At 54.2% G+C, this 812-nt stretch carries 1 rRNA gene; it reads right to left on the reverse strand.

What is annotated here, in order from left to right:
• Positions 1-598, reverse strand: a 23S ribosomal RNA gene (locus B5P40_RS34240); the annotation flags it as partial.
• Positions 599-812 lie beyond the last annotated feature (214 nt).

Consider the following 812-nt stretch of genomic DNA (forward strand, 5'->3'; position numbering starts at 1 on the left):
TTGTGGGATCGAGCTTAGCGCGCAGTTTGGCACCGTAACCCGGCTTCCGGTTCATCCCGCATCGCCAGTTCTGCTTACCAAAAATGGCCCACTAAGAATCCGAGATTTCCATGGAAGGTCACCGAAGCAACGACCCATTTCTTACCCATTTAAAGTTTGAGAATAGGTTCAGAGCATTTTGCCCCAAAGGCCTCTAATCATTAGCTTAACCTGATAAAACTCGCTAATGGATTCCAGCTATCCTGAGGGAAACTTCGGAGGGAACCAGCTACTAGATAGATCGAATAGTCTTTCGCCCCTATACTCAAGTCAGACGAACGATTTGCACGTCAGTATCGCTGCGGACCTCCACCAGAGTTTCCTCTGGCTTCGCCCCGCTCAGGCATAGTTCACCATCTTTCGGGTCCCGACAGGTATGCTCACACTCGAACCCTTCTCAGAAGATCAAGGTCGGTCGGCGGTGCACCCCTCAGGGGGATCCCACCAATCAGCTTCCTTACGCCTTACGGGTTTACTCGCCCGTTGACTCGCACACATGTAAGACTCCTTGGTCCGTGTTTCAAGACGGGTGAATGACGACCATTTCGTCAGAATCCCCAACATGCTAATGGGGAACCCCCACCGGGTGCCGAGTGGACGCCGAGACGGAGCATTGCTCCCCAACGACGCCACCCAGGCAGCGGCAGGACCCCACAGCTTAGAGCGCATGTTTCGGCACCTGAGTCCAGGACGATTTAGCAGTTCCGGCCTATAAGATCTCAGGGCTTGCACCCCGAGCCACCTTGCCGGCACCGTTTTCGATCGAACCAAAC

The sequence above is a fragment of the Bacillus sp. SRB_8 genome (assembly GCF_003264205.1).
In the GTDB taxonomy this organism is placed as follows: domain Bacteria; phylum Bacillota; class Bacilli; order Bacillales; family Bacillaceae_G; genus Bacillus_A; species Bacillus_A mycoides.